The 16,909-nt window shown below is 40.9% G+C and carries 17 protein-coding genes and 1 tRNA gene; 8 read left to right on the forward strand and 10 right to left on the reverse strand.

The window, feature by feature from the left end; all coding sequences use genetic code 11:
* The 3 genes from GFB47_RS06690 to hinT all read right to left on the reverse strand — a co-directional run bounded on the left by GFB47_RS06690 (position 1) and on the right by hinT (position 2,223).
* The gene (locus GFB47_RS06690; protein ID WP_153447273.1) at positions 1 to 393 is read right to left on the reverse strand and encodes a YcfL family protein; all 393 of its coding nucleotides are present in this window, start codon (positions 391 to 393) and stop codon (positions 1 to 3) included.
* Positions 390 to 1,775, reverse strand: coding sequence for a COG3014 family protein (locus GFB47_RS06695; RefSeq protein ID WP_153448172.1), 1,386 nt, complete (start codon positions 1,773 to 1,775; stop codon positions 390 to 392). The genes GFB47_RS06690 and GFB47_RS06695 overlap by 4 nt, the downstream gene beginning before the upstream one ends.
* Before the next feature lie 97 nt (positions 1,776 to 1,872).
* Positions 1,873 to 2,223: a purine nucleoside phosphoramidase gene (gene hinT, locus GFB47_RS06700; RefSeq protein ID WP_153447274.1), complete on the reverse strand. Its 351-nt coding sequence runs from the start codon at positions 2,221 to 2,223 to the stop codon at positions 1,873 to 1,875.
* A 425-nt stretch (positions 2,224 to 2,648) separates the two neighbouring features.
* Here hinT and GFB47_RS06705 point away from each other — a divergent pair, with 425 nt between their 5' ends.
* The gene (locus GFB47_RS06705; protein ID WP_153447275.1) at positions 2,649 to 3,809 is read left to right on the forward strand and encodes a Card1-like endonuclease domain-containing protein; all 1,161 of its coding nucleotides are present in this window, start codon (positions 2,649 to 2,651) and stop codon (positions 3,807 to 3,809) included.
* Positions 3,810 to 3,940: 131 nt separating this feature from the next.
* On the opposite strand, the gene udp is transcribed toward GFB47_RS06705, so the two are convergent.
* The 3 genes from udp to GFB47_RS06720 all read right to left on the reverse strand — a co-directional run bounded on the left by udp (position 3,941) and on the right by GFB47_RS06720 (position 7,084).
* Complete coding sequence (gene udp, locus GFB47_RS06710) at positions 3,941 to 4,711, reverse strand: uridine phosphorylase (protein ID WP_153447276.1); 771 nt, start codon at positions 4,709 to 4,711, stop codon at positions 3,941 to 3,943.
* 281 nt (positions 4,712 to 4,992) lie between these two features.
* On the reverse strand, positions 4,993 to 5,409 hold the full coding sequence (locus GFB47_RS06715) for a CBS domain-containing protein (RefSeq protein ID WP_153447277.1): 417 nt from the start codon (positions 5,407 to 5,409) through the stop codon (positions 4,993 to 4,995).
* Between the two features lie 136 nt (positions 5,410 to 5,545).
* Positions 5,546 to 7,084, reverse strand: a complete 1,539-nt coding sequence (locus GFB47_RS06720) for a bifunctional GNAT family N-acetyltransferase/carbon-nitrogen hydrolase family protein (protein ID WP_153447278.1) — start codon at positions 7,082 to 7,084, stop codon at positions 5,546 to 5,548.
* 199 nt (positions 7,085 to 7,283) lie between these two features.
* On the opposite strand from GFB47_RS06720, the gene GFB47_RS06725 reads away from it, so the two are divergent.
* Positions 7,284 to 8,471 carry a sugar efflux transporter gene (locus GFB47_RS06725; protein WP_153447279.1) on the forward strand — a complete coding sequence of 396 codons (1,188 nt, stop codon included), beginning with the start codon at positions 7,284 to 7,286 and terminating at the stop codon, positions 8,469 to 8,471.
* Between the two features lie 47 nt (positions 8,472 to 8,518).
* Here GFB47_RS06725 and GFB47_RS06730 read toward each other — a convergent pair whose 3' ends face one another.
* Complete coding sequence (locus GFB47_RS06730; protein WP_153447280.1) at positions 8,519 to 9,649, reverse strand: GGDEF domain-containing protein; 1,131 nt, start codon at positions 9,647 to 9,649, stop codon at positions 8,519 to 8,521.
* A 203-nt stretch (positions 9,650 to 9,852) separates the two neighbouring features.
* On the opposite strand from GFB47_RS06730, the gene GFB47_RS06735 reads away from it, so the two are divergent.
* The 5 genes from GFB47_RS06735 (at position 9,853) to GFB47_RS06755 (ending at position 13,843) form a co-directional block, all read left to right on the forward strand.
* Positions 9,853 to 10,701 (forward strand): patatin-like phospholipase family protein, encoded by an 849-nt coding sequence (locus GFB47_RS06735; RefSeq protein ID WP_153447281.1) that lies wholly within the window; start codon positions 9,853 to 9,855, stop codon positions 10,699 to 10,701.
* 125 nt (positions 10,702 to 10,826) lie between these two features.
* Positions 10,827 to 11,744 (forward strand): EamA family transporter, encoded by a 918-nt coding sequence (locus GFB47_RS06740; RefSeq protein WP_153447282.1) that lies wholly within the window; start codon positions 10,827 to 10,829, stop codon positions 11,742 to 11,744.
* A 162-nt stretch (positions 11,745 to 11,906) separates the two neighbouring features.
* Positions 11,907 to 12,854 carry an SPFH domain-containing protein gene (locus GFB47_RS06745; protein WP_153447283.1) on the forward strand — a complete coding sequence of 316 codons (948 nt, stop codon included), beginning with the start codon at positions 11,907 to 11,909 and terminating at the stop codon, positions 12,852 to 12,854.
* Between the two features lie 2 nt (positions 12,855 to 12,856).
* Positions 12,857 to 13,318 (forward strand): NfeD family protein, encoded by a 462-nt coding sequence (locus GFB47_RS06750; RefSeq protein ID WP_153447284.1) that lies wholly within the window; start codon positions 12,857 to 12,859, stop codon positions 13,316 to 13,318.
* 51 nt (positions 13,319 to 13,369) lie between these two features.
* A complete protein-coding gene (locus tag GFB47_RS06755; RefSeq protein ID WP_153447285.1) occupies positions 13,370 to 13,843 on the forward strand; it encodes a hypothetical protein in 474 nt (157 codons plus the stop codon).
* Positions 13,844 to 14,057: 214 nt separating this feature from the next.
* Here GFB47_RS06755 and GFB47_RS06760 read toward each other — a convergent pair.
* Together GFB47_RS06760 and GFB47_RS06765 are read right to left on the reverse strand one after the other, a co-directional pair.
* Positions 14,058 to 14,145: transfer RNA gene (locus GFB47_RS06760), tRNA-Ser, on the reverse strand.
* 126 nt (positions 14,146 to 14,271) lie between these two features.
* Positions 14,272 to 14,745 carry an L-alanine exporter AlaE gene (locus tag GFB47_RS06765; RefSeq protein WP_153447286.1) on the reverse strand — a complete coding sequence of 158 codons (474 nt, stop codon included), beginning with the start codon at positions 14,743 to 14,745 and terminating at the stop codon, positions 14,272 to 14,274.
* 298 nt (positions 14,746 to 15,043) lie between these two features.
* On the opposite strand from GFB47_RS06765, the gene GFB47_RS06770 reads away from it, so the two are divergent.
* Positions 15,044 to 15,619 carry a UPF0149 family protein gene (locus GFB47_RS06770; protein WP_153447287.1) on the forward strand — a complete coding sequence of 192 codons (576 nt, stop codon included), beginning with the start codon at positions 15,044 to 15,046 and terminating at the stop codon, positions 15,617 to 15,619.
* Positions 15,620 to 15,731: 112 nt separating this feature from the next.
* Here GFB47_RS06770 and nadA read toward each other — a convergent pair whose 3' ends face one another.
* Positions 15,732 to 16,793, reverse strand: a complete 1,062-nt coding sequence (gene nadA, locus GFB47_RS06775; RefSeq protein ID WP_153447288.1) for a quinolinate synthase NadA — start codon at positions 16,791 to 16,793, stop codon at positions 15,732 to 15,734.
* Positions 16,794 to 16,909 lie beyond the last annotated feature (116 nt).

The raw sequence follows: 16,909 nt of genomic DNA on the forward strand, positions 1-16,909 counted from the left end.
TTATTGATCTTGTGGGCGAATTTGAATACGAAACTCTTTCGCATTCGGGTTCACCGATACTTCAGATAAACTGATTGATTCTGAACCACGTAGGATAAACTGACGCCATGCACCTTGTTTGGCATTAACTTCAATTCCATCTTCATCATACCAGTAGAAGCGGTATTGAAGCTGTTGGTCACCTTTGTACTTGCTTTCAACTTGCACCACGCCGCGCGTATTGCCGTTCAAATTTTTGGTGCTAATATCTTTGATGCTTAAACGACTATCAAGCTCGCTATCACCATAAAGCACTTGTTGGCTGCTACTGTCTATTCTTAAACCCGAAGTATTATTACTTGAGCACCCTGCTAACGCTATGACAGCGAAACAGGCAATCATCCATTTTTTCATTCGATTTCTCCTAATTGCTTATGCCACATAGTAACTGAATTTCCCTGTCTTGAAACCCATACCAACATTCTCTGATTCGCTTTTACCGGTAATGTATAAGATTTTGCCCCTATAGTAACGGCGTGATCCCCTGCTGGTAAATTAATACTGCTGCTATACACTTTTCCTGGTAGCGTTTGCCAACTGCGGGTATCTGGTTGTTCGGTGGCGACATTCCAAATATTAACGATGATATTCGCAATGCCTGAATCATCATTTTTTGCCGCTTGATGAAGCATTTGGTCTTTAACATATAAACGTAAACCTTGCTTTAATACCATGGCAGGGATCCGTTCCGATAGATCATTTTTTGCCATTACATTGGTATCAGCAAGTAAACTTGGTGTTAACGAATGTCCTTCTAATTGGATAGCATTAAAATGTTGGTTAGGAATGGATTTATAATATGGTAAGGTCACACTATAAATTTTCACTTGGTCACGGCTATTGAATAATGGCAGGTTTAAACGCCAGTTATCTCTTGCCGCTACGATCCCTTGCTCATCTAAAATAACCACTTGACCTTGGCCTTTCGGAATAGATTTCGGCTCGCCATATTGTTTGGTTAGCATACTTAGATCTTGGCGCATCCCTAATTGCTTCGCCACGCGCAGTGTTGCTTCAATAATTTGTTTATTTTCTGGGTAAACCGCCAGCGCTCGTTTGTAATCAATATACGCATCGTTTAACTGATCGCCAGCTTCATATAATGATGCCGATAAATAGAGTAAATAAGCATTTTGCACCGCTTGTAAGGTATTGCCGGCAGCGGGATAGTTTGAAAGCACGCTACCCATATTTGGCTTTACACCGTTACTTGCCATATCGGCTTGTGCTTCTTTTAGTTCTTTTTCGCGGCGTTTTTGCGCTTTTTCCTGCACTTGATTGGCGCGACGCATTTCAACCAATGCCCCTGACAAATCATTTTGTTGTAAGTAGTTTAAGCCTAAATACAAATGCAAATAACCGAGCTCATAATCAGCCGGTTCGTAAGTGGTTAAATTATCATTAGTCGCTAACGAGCCAGCTTGATTGGCGCTTTCACTTACGGAAACCGTAGCACGTTGATCTAAGGTGTTGACCGCTTTATCACTAAGTTGTAAGGCAGAAAAACTATCGGGGTAGCGTTCAGCTAAGAACGTCACCCGCCCTTTCTCCATATTGCTCAAGATAGGGCCACCGACGTCAGACTCTTTTAACTCTTCCGCCGCCTCTTGATAGTCACCCACCATCACATTTTTGTAGGCATCGTGATTTTGCGCCGAATAATGACTAAACAAATTACCAGCAGATAAATTGGCACAGGCAGATAAAAACAAGGTTGCCACCAACACTAGCGCCATACGGCAATGTGACAGTGCGAAACCAAACCAATGTCTATTTACATTTAATTGTGATGTTTTTAATTTATTCATGTGCTTTTCGTTGCTAAACCAAAAATTAATTAACCAGCATCGGCCCTAACGGTTGACCACCAACTAAATGCATATGGATATGGTACACTTCTTGGCCACCATGAGCATTGCAGTTCACTATCAGGCGATAGCCATTTTCTGCAATCCCTTCTTGCTTAGCTAGCTTTTTAGCTACGGTAAATAAACGCCCCATTAAGGCTTCATCTTCCTCTTCCACATCATTGGTAGTTGGAATGATTTTATTCGGAATAATCAGGATGTGACTTGGTGCTCGCGGATTGATATCACGAAACGCCGTCACTAAATCATCTTGATATAAAATATCGGCAGGGATCTCTTTACGAATAATTTTACTAAATAAGGTTTCTTCCGCCATGTTGCTCTCCATGTGACCAGAACTGTATTGTCCACTCATAGTAATTAATACTTAAGTCTCAAGCTCAAAAAAATATCGATTGAACTTATTAGCTTAGCTTAATCATATACTATAACAATTTTGCGCTATTTTAACTTTTATAGATAAAATATCTGAGATAATTTCACTCTTAGGCTGAACCTCTGGGTATTTGTGCTGTCTATTGGCTAACTCGATTGAAGAAATTGCAATAAGCACCATTAGCCTAACCGCTATCGGGTTAATTCATATTGAATACACTTGTAATTCAATGAGATCAGCCCCATATTGATTAAACGTAGTTATCTTTTTTTGTACCATTTTCCATAATCTCATTTTAGATGTACAGCAAAGATAATGACCCGTATTTTGATTAAAATGGCCAACTCGGCCCAGAAGGAAATGATATGGCGACTTGCATTGGTATTATAGACCAAGATCCTGTGAGACTAATTACTCCACTACTTGATAGCCGATCTGAATGCAGCCATATGATTTTTATTGGTGACCGTCGCCAATTTAAAATGTATGAAAGATTAGCTTTTGTTTTAAGCTATCGTGGATTAACCTCTGAATTTTTTGAAATCTCAAGTGTTGTTGATACTTCAGAAATCAAACGTCATGTTAAAAAACTTGCCGAGCAGCTTATTACACGTGAAAAGGTCATCAAGTTTAATGCCAGTTGTGGTTTAAGACACCGCCTACTCTCGGTTTATGAAGTTTTTCGCAGTTATAATTGGCCAATTTTTGTGGTCGAACCTTTTAGTGATAAACAGTGCTGGCTTTATCCTGATTCTCTTGAAGACCGACAAGTACAAGATCATATTCGCATCAGTGATTACCTGACTATTTTTGGCGCTCGCTGCGAATTTCCTGTCACCGAAATCCCCACCTCTTTAGATGCAAAGTTACACACTCTATGTAAACGCTGGGCCAATAATGCTTTAGAACTCGGCCCAGGTCTAGCCACCCTTAACTACCTCGCCACCACTTGTCGTAAGGAACAAAAACTCGATGTAGCCTTAACTGAAAAGCAGCAAGGTTATAAAGAACTCGATATGCTGTTGAGTGATTTAGTCGATATTCAATTAGCCACTTATGAAAACGGTACTCTCACCTTCCATAATGAAGATGCGCGTCGTTTTTCTAATGGTGAATGGCTAGAAAATTATGTGCACAATATTGTATGCGAAATCCAAGATGAGTTAACAACCATTCAAGACCACTCTTTAAACGTTCAAGTCTATCGCGAAATTGGTGATCGTGAGGTTCGTAATGAACTAGATGTTGCTACTGTGGTTAATAACAAGCTGCACATTATCGAATGTAAAACCAAAGGCATGCGTGATGATGGCGATGATACTCTGTATAAACTGGAATCATTACGTGATCTATTAGGTGGTTTACAAGCCCGCGCCATGCTCGTCAGTTTTCGTCCTATGCGACATAATGATATATCACGGGCACAAGATTTAGGTTTAGCTCTAATTGGCCCTGATGAGCTTAAAGATCTCAAAACTTACTTAACAAATTGGTTTAATGACGCAGGAGGCCAAGAAGAGTTATAACTAAAAAATACTCTTTTTTGGCAACCGTTTTGAACCATTCAAAATTTTAACTGAAAAAATGCCCTGACTTAACTCTATTTCTAGTTAAAGTCAGGGCATTTTTGTTTGCCTTAAACACTAAACAAAGATACTTACATCAACTTTGCAGCTGCACCGATCACAATTTGTAATGAGTTGTTCTCTGCCGCTTTGAGTTTTTCTTGATCTGGGATTTCCTCTTGACTGCGGTTTACAATCACTGCCGCCACACAACCTGCGCGTAAGCCTGAACTTGCACACATGGTGAATAAGGTCGCTGATTCCATTTCAAAATTTAATACACCCATTTTCTGCCACTCATCCATTGAGCCTTGCAAGCGAGAAAGCACACGACCAGAGAAAGTATCGTAACGCTCTTGTCCTGGGTAGAAAGTATCGCTTGATGCAGTAATGCCGGTGTGTACGACCGCGCCAGCTTCTTGTGCAGATTGCTTCATCGCAGTGGCAACATCAAAATCGGCAACCGCTGGAAATTCGATTGGAGCAAAATGCGAACTGGCACCATCAAGACGAACAGAGGCAGTAGTCACGATCATATCACCCACATTTAAGTGTGATTGGATCGCACCGGTTGTGCCAACACGTAAGAAAGTACGCACCCCAAGCTGGGCTAACTCTTCAACCGCAATAGACGTTGACGGACCACCGATACCGGTTGAACAGACCACAATTGGCTTACCATTTAATTTGGCACGAAAAACAGTATATTCACGGTGACTGGCTAAAAATACAGGCTCATCCATTAATTGTGCGATTTTCTCAACACGACCCGGATCGCCAGGAATGATGGCTAAGGTTGCGCCATTTAAGTCGCTTTGGTTAATGCCTAAATGAAATACGTTTGAAGAGTTCGATGCTGTCACGGATGACTCCTTACAAAAAATAGGTTGGTAAATACAACCGTTTTATTCAAAAAATTGCTTAGCCCTAATCTAGTCAATAACCGAGGACGATTGAGTGATCATGCTCACATCTACCAATGAGCGACATTAATGACATACATAGCTAATCGGTTGCCCTCTCATAATTGGCGCGCTGTGCATCACCACAAAATAGAACAAGCCGAATAATTATTTCGGCTTGTGTCTAAAGGCACTTATACAATCAGTGGCATTGTTGGAGCTTAAAGACTCGAAGCTTAAATCTATACTGGCTTTTTAAAGCAAGTATCATAATTATCACTGACCGCTTTTAACACTTCACGGCGTGAAATTATTCCCACTAGCTTTTTATTTTCCACTACTGGATACACTTTAGGTTTGCCAACTTCCATCATCTCGGCTAAGGCTAAAACGGACATTTCAGGGCTAATGGTCAGCGCTTCTCTATTCATGCAATCACCCACTGTATGAGTATCTTGGCAGTGGTAACTGACTTGCACTAAGCGATTGAGAAGATCTTGCTCTGATAAAAATCCGACGACTTCATGGTTATCGTTAATGACAGGCCCACCAATATTGATGGCATTTAATACTTTTTCCATCGCCGTTGACAGTGACATATCTTCGGTAAATGTCACTGCACGTGGACGCATATAATCTCGCACTTTTAAAGATGCCATAAGCACTCCTATCATTCATTATCTGTGATGGGCATTTTTGCTGCCCTAAGTTAAGTGTCGTCTAATTTCTTGATTTTACTAAATGGATTTTAACTATTTTATCTATCGTCAAACTCAATCAATGATAACTTACGTTTTAAGCTTTAGGGTTGGTTTTTGTAAATTGATATAAATCTGGGCGACGATGCTTTAGGTTGGTCACGGAACCTTCACTGTGTAATAACTTCAATTTAGACAGATCCACATCGGCATAAATCATCATCTCGGTATTAGGATCGGCTTCGGCGATAATCGCATCATGGGGGAAATACACATCCGATGGTGAAAATACCGCCGATTGCGCATATTGAATGTCCACGTTGTCGACTCTAGGTAAATTACCAACGCTGCCACTTATCGCTACATAACATTCATTTTCGATCGCGCGCGCCTGGGCGCAAATTCTCACTCGCAAATAGCCATTTTTAGTATCGGTCCAAAATGGAACAAACAAGATTTGCACCCCTTGTTCGGCCAACATTCGGCCAAGCTCTGGGAATTCAACATCGTAACAAATCAAAATACCTACTTTTCCGGCATCGGTTTCCATCACTTTAACTTGATTGCCACCTTCGATTACCCAATCCCATTCTTCATGCGGGGTAATGTGGATCTTATATTGCTCTTCAATACTGCCATCACGATGCAACATATAAGCGACGTTATACATCTTGCCATCTTGTTGAACCGGCAAGCTGCCAGAAATAATATTGATATTATAGGTCACTGCGAGGTGCGAGAATCGTTGGATAATTTCGCCTGAATATTCACTCAAATAACGCATAGCCTCAACCGAGCGAAGATCTGGTGCCAGTCCCATTAATGGCGCACTGAAAAATTCTGGGAATAAGGCAAAATCGGACTGATAATTCGCTAACGAGGTAATAAAGAATTCTGCCTGATTCACCAAATCATCTAGCGACATCACATGACGCATTTGCCATTGTACCACCCCAATTCGGACAATACTTTTTTCATTTTGGTGGATTGATTCTAATTCTTCTTCATAAAAAATATTATCCCACTCAAGTAGCGTGCCATAACCTTGTGACTTTTCATCTTCTGGTAAGTAACCGCGCATCAAGCGTTTAACATCAAAATCATTGGAAAGTTGGAATGACAAAATTGGATCGTGCAGTTCTTGACGTTTCACTTTTTCAATATAATCGCTGACCTTCATTTGATCGGAATATTGTTGAAAGCCAGGAATTCGACCACCGGTTAAAATCGCTTTTAAGTTAGCGGCTCGGCATAATTCTTTTCGCGCTTCATATAAACGACGGCCTAAGCGCAACCCTCGATAATCTGGGTGCACAAATACATCCAAACCATAAATCGCATCGCCTTTAACATTATGTTGTGCAACATTTTTTAAATCGACGATATCGGTGTATTTATGTGGCAAAGAGAAACGCGAGTAATCGACTTTAATGGTTAACGCGGCGCCAATAATTTTGCCGTCATCTTCTAGGCAAATTTGGCCGTCAGGAAATTGGGTCACCAGTTCCATAATGGTGGACTCTGGCCAAGCGCCGCCCACATCTGGAAAAACCAAATCCATTAATGCCGCGAGCTCGTGATAATCTTCTGGGGTGACAACCCTAAGATTAAGTAACGGGGTATTATTTTCGTCCATGAGTATTCCTTCCTTGTATTCTTATTCCATTATGCAATCTAGATTAAAAATTTCCAGTGAGCAAACAAGGATTTATGAGAAATTCATTCTCTGTTTGCTTATTTAATCATCATTACCTCCACACTTATCAATTAGTGGTAGGTTTAGATTATTGATCTTGCTAAACTATCGGCGAATTTTTCTTCGACATGTTGCTATTATGAAACGCTTAATCTATTCGTTCTTTCCCGGTTCTCAACCCGATCGTATCACTACCTCTTTGCTCTTTAGTTGCTTCTTTGTTGGGATTGCAGGGGCTTTTACCGCGCCGGTAATGAGTTTATTCATCTCGGAAGAAGTTGGCGCTCGCCCATTATTGATCGGCATTTTCTTTATGGTGATGACCATTTCTGGCGTGCTAATCAGCCAAGTGATCGGTTGGTGGTCGGATCATGGTATTGATCGAAAACGCTTAATCTTAGTATGTAACATCATGGGCGCACTGGGTTTTATGATCTTTGCCTTCAACCGTAATTATTGGGTATTACTCGCCTGCTCGGCTATTTTTATTAGCACCACTTCTGCCTCTATTCCGCAAATCTTTGCTTTAGCACGAGAAATTCTAGATCGCAGCACCAAACCTTCCGAAAAATTCAGCACCGTACTGAGAGCCCAAATTTCCTTAGGCTGGGTGATTGGCCCACCGATCGCGTTCTTTATTGCCACTGGGTTTGGTTTTACTCAGCTGTTTTTATTAGCTGCATTTATGTTTGTTATTTTATGTATCGTGATCCACAAAACTTTTCCAACCATAGAGCCCACCCCTAAAAACCCAACAGAGATCGATGAATCGTTGTGGAAAGACAAAAATATTATGCTGCTCTCGATTGCATTCGTGTTTATGTATTGCTCGAATAATATGTATTTGATCAGTATGCCGCTGTACATCACGACCAATTTACACATGGACTCGGCCGTGGCGGGTTGGATGATGGGAACCGCCGCATTTATTGAAATTCCAATCATGTTGTTATGTGGCAGCTATGCGGCACGGTTTGGCAAAAAACCTATGATGATGGTCTCGATTGTCGCCGGTGCTTTGTTTTATGTTGGCATCATAGTCAACACCAGCTTAAGCGGTTTTATCGCGTTGCAAATTCTGAATGGGGTATTTATTGGCGTAACGGCGGCGCTTGGGATCTCTTTTTTCCAAGATCTTAAACCCAAGAAAATGGGGCAAGTTACCACTCTTTACTCTAATGCGATTAAAACCGGCGGAATATTAGGCGGCGCATTTGCTGGCAGCATAGCTGAGTACTTTGGTTTTCATGCGGTGTTTTTTGTTTCGGCAGCCATGACTCTTGTCGCCCTGTTAGCGATGTGGACGGTAAAAGAAGCAAAAGCCTAGCAGTAAAAAGCCATAAAAAAACCACAGTCAACGCTTATTCTTAAGCGCTAGACTGTGGTTATACTATTATTTTTATTGAAGGATGATAAGTCTAATATCAGCTCACTCTTACCTGATTTATGGGCTAATTGTTTCGCTTCATACATCTTTCTATCCGCACGATGCACTAAGTTTTCAATATCAAAACCATTCTCAGGTGAAATTTCGGCCCCACCGACACTTAATGTGATATCGAGTGGCTTGATTTTATCGAATTCAGCAAATAAGCGATCGCAATAAAAGGTCAAGTTTTCAACTTTGGTATTAGGTAATAAAATACAGAATTCATCACCGCCGTTACGCGCTGCAGTTTCTGCTTTGCGAACCGTTGATTCAATAGCTTTCGCCACTGCAACTAATACCTCATCACCGACTTTATGCCCATGGGTATCATTCACTTGTTTAAATTTATTAATATCAATAAATAGTAGTGAAAAATAACCTTCGCTACGTTGTGCTATCGCGGCATCTTTTTCAAGTTGTTCATAAAACGCGCGTTGATTATATAAATTGGTCAATGGATCTCGCATCGATAATTCAGTCAATTGACGAGTACGTAGCGCAACTTGGTCTTCTAAGCTTGCAGCATATTTTTCAAGTTGGGTATTGACGATTTCAACTTCATTTTGCAATGCCGCAATGTAAGTCTCAAACACAAATTGATTATCAAAATACAATAATTTACGTACCGCTCGTTTAAGCGCGAGCGAATCGATATCATACTCTCCTGCATTATCATCGATCATATCTTCAATTAATAATTGCAGCTGATTAATACCCGACAAATACAACTTCGGACTTAGGCCAATGCGGTGATGAATTTTACCAATGCGTAATCGCTTATCGACGTATTCAGATTGATAGTCTCCACTAAACAGATCCAATACATATTGGCTCATACTATTATGCAAATTACTTAACGTTTCTCTATCGCCAATAATTAAGGAGATTTCAGGAATTGAAGTTTGCAATATATAGAATTCATTAACCAGTGCTGGCACTAATGGTTCTACCCAAGAACGTGATGATTTAAGTAAATCACTATCTTGTTCTGTAAATCCCATAAAATACTTACGACGTTCAATTTCATGTTCGCCAATTCTTAATTGTTCAGACAATGTTTGATGTACTTGAGCCATAGTTTCGCTTCTCTTTAAACTTTGTATCAGCTTATCACTTCTTGGCCAAAACATAACAAAAATAACCTCTTCACTCGTAAAAAAACGCTTCCTTTTAGTGGTTGATTTTATCTTTTAACCTTAAAGCCATGCGATTGATTGCAAATAGCAATTTAGGCATGATTTAATAGATTAAATATTGAGTCATACAAGGCAAAATACAAATGGAATTATTCTCTCATGCACACGCATTAGTAGTGGAAGGTGGGGCTATGCGTGGCATTTTCTCTTCTGGGGTACTCGACCATTTTATTGACACGGATTATACCTCGTTTGATTTTTGTTTAGGGGTTTCTGCCGGCTCAACCAGTTTGGCCTCTTGGCTCGCCAATCAAAAAATACGAACCTACACCGTGATAACCGATTACTCCTGCCGACCAGAATTTATTCGCTTTGGGCGCTTTTTAAAAGGGGGTCATTGGCTCGATTTAGATTGGTTATGGCAAATCACTATTGATGAAATCCCTATTGATACTGAAGCATTATTTGCTCAACCTATCCCGTTGTATGTGGTAACAACCAATGTAGAGACAGGGAAGGCCCATTACATTGCAGCCACCCCAACTAATGTGGTCGAGTTATTAAAAGCCTCTTGTTCGGTGCCGCTTGCTTATCGACATTTCCCTATGATTGAACAGCAACCGATGACTGATGGCGGCGTGGCCGATTCTATTCCAGTAGAAAAAGCCTACCAGATGGGCGCCAAAGAAATTACCGTCATTTTGTCGCGCCCTTTAGGCTATATAAAAAAAACTAGCAGAGCGCCGTGGTTAACACGCAAATTTTTAGCTCGTCATCCTAATTTGGCAGAAGCTGCGCTACAACGAGCTCAGATATATAACCGCACCATCAATTTTATTAACAATCCACCGCATGATTGTATTATTCATGTGATTGCCCCACCCGATGACTTCCCCGTTGGCCGTTTAACCAAAGACCGACAAAAGCTAGATATTGGTTATCAAATGGGTGTCGAACAGGCCAAGCATTACCTCAGTACAATAAATAATTAATGCTTAATTAAACAACACGTGCCATGGTAACTTTTTTGTACATTTGTTGATTTGTCATTCATCCACATTGGCGCGATTTACCAGCATGTGGATGATGAGATCGCGGTTAAGATTAGAGGTTTTACATGGATGCTCGCAGCGTATTTCTTATTTTATTAGTGGTGTTTGTCTGGGGCATTAATTTCGTCATTATTACGCTAGGGCTACAAGACATGCCGCCTTTTTTACTGGCAGGCTCTCGTTTCATTTTTGTCGCATTGCCTCTCATTTTTTTCATACCAAAACCTCAAGTGCCTTGGCGCTGGATTATTTGGTATGGCTTAACCATCAGTTTTGGTCAATTTGCGTTTTTATTCTACGCCTTACATGTTGGAATGCCATCGGGTCAAGCCTCACTCATATTACAAATGCAGGTGTTCGTAACTGCTATTCTAGGAGTGACTATTTATAAAGATACAATAAATCGACTGCAACTCTTCGGTGGTTTTATCGCGTTTAGTGGCGTGGTCTGTTTGTTGATAGGCGTATTAGACACCCATATCAGTTTTGCCGGTTATTTTTTCACCTTGTGTGCGGCATGTTCTTGGGGTGTAGGCAACATTTGTAACCGCACTATTTCAGTGCGCTACCCGCATACCAATATGATCCACTTGGTTGTTTGGGCCTCTTTAGTCCCAGTGTTGCCATTCTTCATTTCAAGTTATTTGTTAGATAATAGAGAGTTAGTGATCCAAGCGATAAGCTACCCTACCTTATCCAGTGGCTTAACGATTGTGTACCTTGCTTTTGCTGCCTCATTATTTTGCTACAGCGCTTGGGGATTTGTGATCGCCAAACATGGCACCGCTAACGTGGTGCCTTTTGCGCTTCTCGTGCCGGTGATCGGATTATTTTCAGGTTCGTTTATTTTAGGCGAAACACTGAATTCGCTACAATTTATGGGTTGCGGCATCATCATCATTGGCTTGTGTATTTATATTTTTAATCAAAAAATCAAGTTATGGGTACAAAACCAAAGAGACTCTGGTTTTAATGCCAATTAGACCAATGATCGTCGCCTTTACAACTCTATAAGTTACATAAAAAAGCGATAATGGTCGTTTTGTTCTGTATCCGTATGTGGCTTATCTTTGTTATACAAGCCAATCAAGCGAATAAAGAGTAGAATAATAGCCATCACTTAATGACATACAACAAGGAAACGTATGAACCCTATAATCGATATTTTATTTGGCAATATTGTCCCCATTGTCCTATTTATTTTTATCATCGCGATTTTAAAAAGTGGGATAAAATTTGTTCCCCAAAACCAAGCTTGGTTAGTGGAGCGTTTTGGTAAATACCATTCAACAAAAGTGGCAGGTATCAATTTCATTGTTCCTTTCATTGACCGTATTTCTGCAGAACGTAGTTTAAAAGAACAAGCTCAAGACGTTCCATCTCAATCGGCCATCACGCGTGACAATATCTCATTAGTAGTGGATGGTATTCTCTACTTCCGCGTATTAGACCCATACAAAGCGACTTACGGTGTCGATGATTACGCATTTGCCGTGACTCAATTAGCGCAAACAACAATGCGTTCTGAACTTGGCAAAATGGAATTGGATAAAACCTTTGAAGAGCGTGATGTACTGAATACCAACATTGTGGCTGCAATCAATATGGCGGCTGAACCTTGGGGTATTCAGGTTTTACGTTACGAGATCAAAGATATTGTGCCACCAAGTTCCATCATGGAATCGATGGAAGCACAAATGAAAGCTGAGCGGGTAAAACGAGCTCAAATTTTAGAATCTGAAGGTGATCGCCAAGCGGCAATCAACGTTGCAGAAGGTAAAAAACAAGCTCAAGTATTAGCGGCTGAAGCGGATAAAACCGAGCAGATTTTAAAAGCAGAAGGTGAAGCAAAAGCGATTATTGCGGTTGCTGAAGCTCAAGCCGAAGCACTAAGAACCGTCGGTGATGCCGCCAATACCGAAGAAGGCCAAAAAGCGATTCAGCTTGATCTTGCCACAAAAGCGATTGAAGCCAAACATGCAATTGCCAAAGAGTCATCGGTGGTATTACTACCAGAAAACGGCACTGACGCCAGCTCATTAGTGGCACAAGGCATGTCGATTATTAACTCATTAAATCGCCCTAAAGGTTAATTATGGATTTGATACACAGTTATTTCCCGCAAGTTTTAATGGCCCTCGGTATTGTGCTACTAATTATTGAGATTGCGGTGTTTGGTTTTTCTACATTCTTATTATTTTTCATGGGACTCGGCGTGTTTTTTACCGGCCTGAGCATGCAGTTTAATTTGCTTGAAGCTAACATCCACAACGCTATTTGGCTCGGTGGTGTTTTAACGTGTATCTTTGCTCTAATCTTATGGCGTCCGCTTAAACATCTACAAAACAAACCTGTTGATAAAGAACATCAACGTACCGATTTTGCTCAGATCACTTTTGTGTTAACGGACGATGTTAACTCCTCCAGTGATACGGTATTACATGCTTATTCTGGTATTAATTGGAAAGTACGTAGTCAACAACCGCTATCAAAAGGACAAACGGTTAGTGTTGTAAAGCAAGACGTCGGTGTTTTGTGGGTAGAAAGTGTGGACTAAGGTTTAAGCAAATATTCATTTTGGGATTCAATTAAAGGAAACTACCCAACCTTGCAAGGTAAAACATGTGCTGAATTAAAGTCTAATCAAGATACCTATCTGCAATTGCAAGATGATATGGAACATGAAGAGTATCGTATCGCTAATCAATACAACATCACAGTTGATGATATTTACAGCGATTTTATTGCCGATGGAAATACACAACTTCAAGCTGATGCGATCGATATCGTCGAACAACTTCAAGCCAGTTATGCCTATCGCGCAAAACTTGAAACTGAATACCCTGATGCGCTTTTCCATGTTGTCACTATCCGCACAGAAGACAATAACGGTGAAGATATTATCTTCCGTCAATCTGAAGTCTTATGGGGAGACAAATATTGGGGGAAAAGTGATGTCTTGAACCCTACCGATCTAAGTCAAGCGATCCGCACTATATCTCAAACGACAGAAGATAAATCAGTTATTGATGATATGCAGTATTATCACGGACTTCAGTGCGAGTCTGAATATGATGGTTAAAACCCACATTGTAACCGTACAGAACGTATAAAAATACCATCAATTCGGATGTTCCAACGAAAGGAATAACCCCCTGTTTTACTGGTGATTGGTAGGTGGCTTTACGTGATGATAAGCGGTGCTTAGATAACATGTGTTAGCTCAGTGTGGGCTATCATGTTGTCATTAACCTTTAGAAATGAAAAAAGGCCTGAATAATCAGACCTTTATAATTTGGCGGTGAGCAAGAGATTCGAACTCTCGATACGTTGCCGTATACACGCTTTCCAGGCGTGCTCCTTAAGCCACTCGGACAACTCACCGTATTGTGTGTTAAGGCTTTGCTTAACGAAGCGCTAATTTAATGATTCTATAGGGTAAGGTCAAGCTTAAATGCCGATTTTTACTCTATTATGGTTTAACTGCTCATTATTTAACACTTTCACTGGTTAAGCGGCGGTTGTTTCTACCACTTCCTGACTTTCTTGGTACGCTGCCACGCGGAACCAACGGCGACATAGATCCAAGAATGTGCCGTACAAAACCCCCAAACCACAAGAGACCACTGCATTACTCAGCACTGAGGTAATGATCTGTTCTGGCGATGCGCCAACAAACAATAAGATCAATGCATAGACTGGTGACTGGAACAGTACATAAGCCAGCATATCAGCAATTTTTTTACTCAATGTATTAGACGATATTTTGTTGCTTTGGCGTAGCATCCAATCACGGAACACACCATAAGGCATCGCAATCGCAATATTGACAGGGATCGAAACAAGACGCGATGCCAATGACTGATGAAACGTCATGCCAGATATAAAAATTTCAATCAGCATGCCTGAGATAAAGCAAAAAACGACCATGGCAAAGGTATCTGCCGCTAATTGTCGAAAGCGTAATTGGTTAGTTGCTGTCATTGCTGCGCCTTAAAGTCATCAATACTGCTAGGATTTGATTTCGATTTGGGCGCTTATTCTGCCCTCACCGGATAATTGCAGATTATATGACCTTTACCAGGTAAAAAACAAAGTTTATATCACTATTCTTGAGTCAATATCTAGTTTTTATGATTGCTTTTTAGCTGGTAAACCAGTTTTAAAAGCTAGATAAATTTAATATACCAGCACGGTTCACTAGCTCTATTTCGGTACAGCTGTATTTAAAAACCTCACACCTTGTTATCATAGTGCTATACATTCTTGTAAGGATATTATCGTGACTTTAAACCAACTACTCAGCCAACCCGAACTCGAGAACAAACTGCTTAATAATGAGCAAACGATCGGTTTTTTAACCGCAATGGCTGCCGCGCCACATTTGCTGGATCCATCGGATTGGCTCGCCTATTTATGGGGTGGTGATGAGGTTGCTCCTTTTGAAACTGCAGAGCAATTTGAGCAATATGCTGAACTTGTGATTGAGCAATGGAATATTATCCACCCTGCTCTATTAGACGGTTCTTGGGCTTGGCCGGAAGGTTATGACCTAGATGAAGAAGAAGTGGTTACAGAAGCAGTACGTGACTTTGCTGAGGGTCTTTTACAAGGTTGGCAACTAACCCGTGATGATTGGGAAACCTTAATGCCAGAAGATAGCGAAGATGATGCACTGCTTGGAGGTGTATTGTTGTCTATCAGCATGTTGTACGATCCAGAAACGGCGATCACCACGTTATCTGACCAAGGTTTAACTGGCTTAGATGAATTCCAAGAAATTTATAATGCCATTCCATTAATGCTATGTGGTTTAACTCAACGAGGTCATGCTTTAGCCCAACAAGCTAATCATTAAACCGCCCTAAGTACAAAGCATAAGCAAATAAAAAGAGGCCGATAAGAACTCACTTATCGACCTCTTTTTTAATGCATATCAAATTCAATACACATCAAACTGAAATTTGTGTTTATGCGTTGCCTTTGACTTTCATGTTTAAGGATTCGGCAAAATCAAGCATTCGGTTAAGCGGGATCAGCGATTTTACTCGGATAGCCTCATCAACAAAGATCTCATGCTCAGCACCACCTTGCTGTAAGGCGTTTTCTATCGCTTTTAAGCCATTCATTGCCATCCACGGACAATGCGCACAACTGCGACAGGTGGCGCCGTTACCTGCCGTTGGTGCTTCAACCAATTCTTTTTCTGGCACTAATTGCTGCATCTTAAAGAAAATGCCTTTATCCGTTGCCACGATCAATTTGTTATTCGGTAAGGACTTAGCCGCTTTAATCAATTGACTGGTTGAACCTACTGCATCGGCTAACGCTACCACACTAGCAGGTGATTCAGGATGAACCAATACCGCTGCTTCAGGATATAGCGCTTTCATGTCTTTTAGAGCTTTAGCTGAAAACTCATCATGTACCACACACTCACCTTGCCATAGCAACATATCTGCGCCAGTTTGGTTAGCAATGTAGGATCCTAAATGGCGATCGGGACCCCAAATGATTTTTTTATCTTGGGCATCTAAGTGTTCAACAATTTCCAGTGCAATACTTGAAGTCACCACCCAATCAGCGCGTGCTTTGACTGCGGCAGAAGTATTGGCGTATACCACCACAACATGGTCTGGATGGGCATCACAAAATTCGGTGAAAGCATCGGTTGGACAACCTAAATCAAGTGAACATTCTGCCTCTAGAGTAGGCATTAAGATTCGTTTTTCTGGCGTCAAAATTTTTGCCGATTCACCCATAAAGCGTACACCAGCAATGATCAGCGTTTTGGCTGAATGGCGGTTACCAAATTTAGCCATTTCTAACGAATCGCCAACATAACCACCCGTCGCTTCTGCTAATGCTTGAATTTCTGGGTCAGTATAATAATGCGCGATAAGCACTGCATCTTTTTCAATTAGCAGCTTTTTAATATTGGTTATATGCTGATCTTTTTGATCTTGAGTCAACGGAACCGGTTTTGCTGGAAATGGATAAATAGTATCGATGGTATCGGTAATGTACGTCATTGCTCTTACTCTCGGCAATCAAATATTCTCAGCATTGTACACCGATAGCCAAACGAATTGAAGTTACCGTTCGCCGGCAGATAAATGACGATTTCACCCCTAACATACCCTAACTA

This window comes from Vibrio algicola (genome assembly GCF_009601765.2).
In the GTDB taxonomy this organism is placed as follows: Bacteria; Pseudomonadota; Gammaproteobacteria; order Enterobacterales; family Vibrionaceae; genus Vibrio; species Vibrio algicola.

Bases quoted from the DNA above. Each gene is read 5' to 3' on its own strand.
- GFB47_RS06690 (WP_153447273.1), bottom strand. From the start codon at position 393: ATGAAAAAATGGATGATTGCCTGTTTCGCTGTCATAGCGTTAGCAGGG.
- GFB47_RS06725 (WP_153447279.1), top strand. From the start codon at position 7,284: ATGAAACGCTTAATCTATTCGTTCTTTCCCGGTTCTCAACCCGATCGT.
- GFB47_RS06730 (WP_153447280.1), bottom strand. From the start codon at position 9,649: ATGGCTCAAGTACATCAAACATTGTCTGAACAATTAAGAATTGGCGAA.
- GFB47_RS06695 (WP_153448172.1), bottom strand. From the start codon at position 1,775: ATGGCGCTAGTGTTGGTGGCAACCTTGTTTTTATCTGCCTGTGCCAAT.
- GFB47_RS06765 (WP_153447286.1), bottom strand. From the start codon at position 14,745: ATGACAGCAACTAACCAATTACGCTTTCGACAATTAGCGGCAGATACC.
- GFB47_RS06745 (WP_153447283.1), top strand. From the start codon at position 11,907: ATGAACCCTATAATCGATATTTTATTTGGCAATATTGTCCCCATTGTC.
- GFB47_RS06735 (WP_153447281.1), top strand. From the start codon at position 9,853: ATGGAATTATTCTCTCATGCACACGCATTAGTAGTGGAAGGTGGGGCT.
- GFB47_RS06715 (WP_153447277.1), bottom strand. From the start codon at position 5,409: ATGGCATCTTTAAAAGTGCGAGATTATATGCGTCCACGTGCAGTGACA.
- GFB47_RS06720 (WP_153447278.1), bottom strand. From the start codon at position 7,084: ATGGACGAAAATAATACCCCGTTACTTAATCTTAGGGTTGTCACCCCA.
- hinT (WP_153447274.1), bottom strand. From the start codon at position 2,223: ATGGCGGAAGAAACCTTATTTAGTAAAATTATTCGTAAAGAGATCCCT.
- nadA (WP_153447288.1), bottom strand. From the start codon at position 16,793: ATGACGTACATTACCGATACCATCGATACTATTTATCCATTTCCAGCA.
- GFB47_RS06705 (WP_153447275.1), top strand. From the start codon at position 2,649: ATGGCGACTTGCATTGGTATTATAGACCAAGATCCTGTGAGACTAATT.
- GFB47_RS06740 (WP_153447282.1), top strand. From the start codon at position 10,827: ATGGATGCTCGCAGCGTATTTCTTATTTTATTAGTGGTGTTTGTCTGG.
- GFB47_RS06750 (WP_153447284.1), top strand. From the start codon at position 12,857: ATGGATTTGATACACAGTTATTTCCCGCAAGTTTTAATGGCCCTCGGT.